The sequence below is a fragment of the Pseudomonas sp. genome, assembly GCF_049645325.1.
Classification (GTDB): domain Bacteria; phylum Pseudomonadota; class Gammaproteobacteria; order Pseudomonadales; family Pseudomonadaceae; genus Aquipseudomonas.
The window spans coordinates 1-4,030 of record NZ_JBARTQ010000067.1; the positions used below are offsets into that span (position 1 = coordinate 1).

5 protein-coding genes are annotated in these 4,030 nt (G+C 63.2%); 1 reads left to right on the forward strand and 4 read right to left on the reverse strand.

What is annotated here, in order from left to right; translation table 11 throughout:
- Positions 1 to 73: 73 nt before the first annotated feature.
- Together WBB95_RS02940 and WBB95_RS02945 are read right to left on the reverse strand one after the other, a co-directional pair.
- Positions 74 to 475, reverse strand: a complete 402-nt coding sequence (locus WBB95_RS02940; RefSeq protein WP_424486214.1) for a DUF4440 domain-containing protein — start codon at positions 473 to 475, stop codon at positions 74 to 76.
- Complete coding sequence (locus WBB95_RS02945) at positions 472 to 1,662, reverse strand: MFS transporter (RefSeq protein ID WP_424486215.1); 1,191 nt, start codon at positions 1,660 to 1,662, stop codon at positions 472 to 474. Before WBB95_RS02945 ends, WBB95_RS02940 begins: the two co-directional genes overlap by 4 nt.
- Positions 1,663 to 1,773: 111 nt before the next feature.
- Here WBB95_RS02945 and WBB95_RS02950 point away from each other — a divergent pair, with 111 nt between their 5' ends.
- On the forward strand, positions 1,774 to 2,631 hold the full coding sequence (locus WBB95_RS02950) for a LysR family transcriptional regulator (protein ID WP_424486216.1): 858 nt from the start codon (positions 1,774 to 1,776) through the stop codon (positions 2,629 to 2,631).
- On the opposite strand, the gene WBB95_RS02955 is transcribed toward WBB95_RS02950, so the two are convergent.
- Together WBB95_RS02955 and WBB95_RS02960 are read right to left on the reverse strand one after the other, a co-directional pair.
- Complete coding sequence (locus WBB95_RS02955; protein ID WP_424486217.1) at positions 2,628 to 3,440, reverse strand: SDR family oxidoreductase; 813 nt, start codon at positions 3,438 to 3,440, stop codon at positions 2,628 to 2,630. The two genes, WBB95_RS02950 and WBB95_RS02955, sit on opposite strands and share 4 nt — an antisense overlap.
- Before the next feature lie 14 nt (positions 3,441 to 3,454).
- On the reverse strand, positions 3,455 to 3,919 hold the full coding sequence (locus tag WBB95_RS02960; RefSeq protein ID WP_424486218.1) for a multidrug transporter: 465 nt from the start codon (positions 3,917 to 3,919) through the stop codon (positions 3,455 to 3,457).
- Between the last annotated feature and the right edge of the window lie 111 nt (positions 3,920 to 4,030).

Sequence of the window (4,030 nt, forward strand, 5' to 3'; positions counted from 1 at the left end):
GACTCTCAGTTGAGGTATGCAGTGCTGACCCACCGCTATCGCAGGCAAGCCAGCTCCCACATTTTTTACGGTGTTAGGCCTTGATGAAGGTTTCGTGCAGATGTCGCCACAGCAACGCGCCACTCGCCTGTTTCTCGAATACGACGGTGGCACGTCGATCCGTCTGCGTGCCGCTGTCATCCACCTGATGCTCACGGTAAGTCACCGTGGCGCCGCGCGCATGCCGGTCAATCCCGGCCATTTCGCTCAAGGTGATTTTCAACCCCGGACGCATGCCGCCCAGGCGCGTGAACAGGGCATTGACCCCGGCCGTATTGACGCGGGTGCCGGTGGCGGGGGCGACCATGCTGAAATCGGGGGAAAAGCGCGCGAGCAGACTGTGCAAGGTGCCTTCAGGTGCGACCCCGGCAAACCACTGCTCGATCTCGACGTGGGTCTGGATCACTTCTTCAAAAAAATCGCTGTAATCAATCATGGCTGTGGCTCGCTGGCAGGGTGAAGCAGCGCGCGTACCCTGGACGTGTCCAGGCGCAGCACTGCGAAAAGAGGCAGCAGTGTCAGGGCTGCGGCTATCGTGAAGGTTATGGCGAAGGAATCCAAGGCCGACAACAGCGCACTCAGGGCGGCGGCGCCGAGGCAGAAGCTGACTTGGCGGTTGATGTTCCACAAGGCGCTGGCGTGGCCCATGCGCTCGGCGGGAATGTCGAGAAATGCCAGGGTCTGCGCAGTGCTGCTGCACAGGCTGCCGCCCAGGCCCATCAACGTGTAGGCGCCAATAATCAGGGCTGGACCGGGCTGGTTCAGTAGAAGAATGCCAATGCATTGGAGTGCCATGCCCGTCAGCAACAACGGTTTTGGGCCGCAACGGTTGAACCATTTTTTGCTGAGGAAAATCGCCAGCGCCGACGCCAGCGCCCATGGCAACATCAGCGCGCCGGTGCGTGTTGCGTCGTAGCCCAGGCCGCGCAGATAAAGAATGGCGATCAGGCTGGTGCCGATAAATACGCCGGGTATGAACAGGTAGACCAGCATCGCTACGCGCAGCATCGGGCTGCGGACCTGTTTGAAAATGCTGCCCATGTCCAACGCCGGGCGCACGGTTGTTGGCACATCGGGTGTTATCCACAGCAACGCCAGCACCAGGGTAATCAGCGCCAGCGGCAGGTTGGCGTAGAAGATCCAGCGCCAGGACACGCTGTCCACAATTAACCCGCCCAAGGCCGGTGACAACGCGGGCACCAGCAGTGCCACCGACATCACCCGCGCCGTCAATTGGCTGCGCTGCGCCGCCGGGAAGTGCCGATAGGCCATGGCCTGCCCCACGGGAATCAGCAGCCCGCCGCCCAGCCCTTGCAGCACGCGCCAGCCAATCAGCGCTTCGATCGAGCTGGACTGGCCGACCATCATTGATGCGCCGGCGAACAACAACAGGCTTGCCGCGATCAGCGTCCGCTCGCCCATGATCGCCGCCAGCCAAACGCTCAACGGGATGATCAGCGTCAGGCCAAGCATGTAAGCATTGCTGATCCATGCCAGTTGCGTGACTGAGGCGTGCAACTCGCGGGCGATGTCCGGGTAGGCGACGGTGGCGACAAACATGTTCACCAAGTCCAGGGCGAAGCCCAGCAAGAAGATCCAGGCGACTTTTGAGCGGTAGGTCATGAACGCGATCCTGCGAGTGAGGCGAGCAGGGTAGGCCGCACGCCACGTTTGGGATACGCCGGTTTGGCTGTTAGTTTGTCAAAAATATTTTGACAAAGGAGGGCGCGGCCGATGGTCAGCCTGGACCGATTCGACACCTTCAAGGCCGTGGTCGAGGCCGGCTCGCTTACCGCCGCCGCCGACCGGCTGGGCCAGACCCGCGCGGTGGTCAGCTTCAACCTCAAGCGCCTCGAAGCCGAGCTGGGCGTGACCTTGCTGACCCGCAACACCCGCCAGTTGGCGTTGACCGACGCGGGCGAGCGCTTCTACCAACGCTGCACCCGTGTGTTGGAAGAGGCGCAACTGGCGGTGGAAGAAGCCCGTTCGGAACATGCCCAACTCAAAGGCACGCTGCGCATCACCACCACTGTGGAATACGCGCTGGCGGTGGTTGCCCCGGCGGTTGAGGCGTTCCGTCGGCTGCATCCGGATTTGAATATTCACTTATCCACATCCTCCACCCACGCCGATTTGATCTCCGAGCGTTTTGACGTGGCGATTCGGCTGGGGCGGTTGCTGGATTCCAACCACCGGGCGGTGCAGTTGTCGACCTTCCAGGTGTTCGCCGTTGCGGCGCCAGCGTTTGCCGGGGTTCACACACTGGATGACCTGGAGCACGTGCCGAGGTTGGGGCACGGCCGGTTGACGGAATTGGCGGTGACCGACCCCTCTGGCGGCGAACATCAATACCGCGCCGGTCAAAGCGCGCTGGTTGCCGACAGCGCCGCTGTGCTCCAGGCGTTCGCCGTGCGCGGGCATGGCGTGGCGGTGCTGCCACAGTGGCTGGTGCAGGATGACCTGGAGGCAGGGCGCCTGGTGCGCCTGTTGCCGGACCACCGCTTCGCCCCGCAAGGGGTTTACGCGATGTATCCAGATACGCGGCATTTGCCGCTGAAGGTGCGGGCGTTTATTGATTTTATGAAGGGTTAGAGTGAGCCCCCGAGCCCGAAGCGTTTCTTCAACACGGTCTCCAGCAACGCCTTGGGCAACAACGCCGCCATCAGCGGCAGCGCCCGGCAGCCATTACCGGCACGCAACAGCCGAGGTGGGTTTGATTGTTGAACGGCCTTGAGTACCTGCGCCGCGAACTGGTTGGCCGAGGTCGGATTGTTCTGCGAGGCCTGGGAGCGTGCACGGATGCCTTCACGCAGCGGCCACCATGGCGATTTTTCGTTGATCAACAGTTCGGCCTGGGCGCCGGCGTTTTTGGCGAAGCGGGTGTCGATGGCGCCTGGCTGCACTTCCATCACGCGAATGCCAAACGGTGCCAGTTCCATGCGCAGCGCATCGCTCAAGGCATGCACGGCGGCTTTCGACGCGCAGTAGGCGCCGGCAAACGGCGTGACCAAAACCCCGGACACGCTGCCGATATTCACCACCAGACCTTTGCCGCGACGCAGTGCGGGAAAGAGTGCCTTGGTCACGCCGACGATGGAAAACACGTTGGTTTCAAATTGGCGCTGCAGGGCGTCAGTGCCGCCGTCGAGCAATGGGCCCATGCCGCCGTAACCGGCGTTGTTGATCAGCACATCCAGCTCGCCCCATTGCTCGGCCAGGTGCTGCAAGGCGGTGCTGTCGTTGACGTCGAGTTGCACGGCGTTGAAGCCGGCGGCAGACAAGTCGGCGACGTCTTCCGGGCGGCGGGCGCTGGCCCACACGTCATAGCCTGCGGATTTGAAGGCGTCCGCCAGGGCGCGGCCGATGCCGCTGGAGCAACCGGTGATCAGTACGTTGGGCATGGATCATTCCTTTGTCAGTCCGAGAAACTGCCTTGCAGGTGCTCGGCGCGAAATTCCAGGGTTTGCGGGCGGTAGCCGGGGCGCAACGGTGGGGTGGGCAGGCAGTCGTCCCAGGTGGCGCCGGCCTGCAATTCACCGGGGCCGCGATAGCGCGGGGCGGCGTAGACGTTATCGGCCAGGTTGACGGTATCGCCCGGGGCGTAGGCGGCGAGGCGCCAGCGCAGTTCAGTGAGGGGCACGTCGTTGCCGTTGCTCAGGATCAGTTTGAGCGGGCGGTCTGCCGGGCATTCCTGCGGTGCGTAGCTGATGCGCAGTTCCAGGCGCGCCAGTTGCGAGGCTTCGCGGCTGTCCAGCCACACCACCCAGACGGCCACAAAACCCAGGCCGACTGCGGCGGCGAGGGACACCGGGAGTGCCTTGGCGGGGTAGCGCAGCAGCAGGATCAGCCAGGTGATGATCAGGAGAACGCCGAAGAACATGGAGACCACCTCGAATAGGGAACGAGCATCCTAACGTAAGCGTAGGTGGGATTGGGTGGCTTGAAAGGTGTGGTGTGCGGGCGGGCGCCATCGCAGGCAAGCCAGCTCCCA